3 protein-coding genes are annotated in these 1,125 nt (G+C 42.3%); 2 read left to right on the top strand and 1 reads right to left on the bottom strand.

The genetic code is table 11. The features are described 5' to 3' along the window. Positions 1–206: 206 nt before the first annotated feature. Positions 207–335, bottom strand: a complete 129-nt coding sequence (locus tag F6K53_RS44525; RefSeq protein WP_293087363.1) for an Arc family DNA-binding protein — start codon at positions 333–335, stop codon at positions 207–209. Between the two features lie 99 nt (positions 336–434). On the opposite strand from F6K53_RS44525, the gene F6K53_RS44530 reads away from it, so the two are divergent. Then, entirely contained in the window at positions 435–704 is a 270-nt protein-coding gene (locus F6K53_RS44530) for a BrnT family toxin (protein WP_293087400.1), read from the top strand. Next, entirely contained in the window at positions 685–912 is a 228-nt protein-coding gene (locus F6K53_RS44535; protein ID WP_293087403.1) for a CopG family antitoxin, read from the top strand. The genes F6K53_RS44530 and F6K53_RS44535 overlap by 20 nt, the downstream gene beginning before the upstream one ends. Positions 913–1,125 lie beyond the last annotated feature (213 nt).

A 1,125-nucleotide genomic window follows, 5' to 3' on the forward strand; every position in this document is an offset into this window, starting at 1 on the left:
CACGCTACGCGAACGCTTAATCGTCTAACCTGCCTTATGGGAAGTATGTCAATATATAGCACTACACATTAAGGTGTTTGACATTCCTAAATTCCGAAACTTAGTCATAGCTTACTTCTGACTTCTGCCTTCTGCCTTCTGCCTTCTGACTTCTGACTTCTGACTTCTGACTTCTGACTTCTGACGCTAAGCGTAGCGCTATATCACTATAGTAGCACAGACCGCTCCAATAACACCAAAATCTGTTGATTCACAGAACGGCCTTCTCGGGCAGCCATGTCTTTAATCTGTTGGTAAAGCTCTTGAGGAATATCTCGTAGAGTGAAAGTGGTCATTGTCCTCTCTAATATTTATACTCTAATGATGCCAAAAAAGCCATTCGAGTGCGATGGCTTTTTGGTATATTATTGGTATAATACTTATACCAATATGATGTGGAATTTGAATTTGACGACTCTAAAAGCCAATCTAACTTAGCAAAGCACGGAATCAACTTCAAAGAGGCACAACAGATATGGGACGATTCTAATCGAGTGGAAATCCCTGCTCGAACAGAGGACGAAGCGAGATTTCTTGTCATCGGTAAAATCGCTCAAAAATGCTGGTCAGCCATCATTACCTATCGACAAAACAGAGTACGGATTATCTCAGTCCGGCGATCGCGAAAAGAAGAGGTAGCTATTTATGAAAGCAACAGAATTTGATGCCAAATTCGATCAGGGGGAAGACATTACTGAATTCTTAGACCTTTCCCATGCTAAACGTCCTGGACACGAGCAGAAACGAGTCAATGTTGATTTCCCAACTTGGATGATTGAAGCATTGGATCGGGAAGCAAAACGATTGGGGGTCACCCGTCAGTCAATTATTAAGGTATGGCTTGCTGAACGACTTGAACAGCTATCGTCTTAAAAACCTTTATATACAAGAATGCGATGCTCTTTTAGAGCCGCTACGCGATTGGCCGTAGGCCACGCTAAAAGCGATTGACCGAAGGTCACGCTACGCGAACGCTTAATCGTCTAACCTGCCTTATGGGAAGTATGTCAATATATAGCACTACACATTAAGGTGTTTGACATTCCTAAATTCCGAAACTTAGTCATAGCTTACTTCTGACTTCTG

The organism is Moorena sp. SIO4A1 (assembly GCF_010672065.1).
Taxonomy (GTDB): Bacteria; Cyanobacteriota; Cyanobacteriia; order Cyanobacteriales; family Coleofasciculaceae; genus Moorena.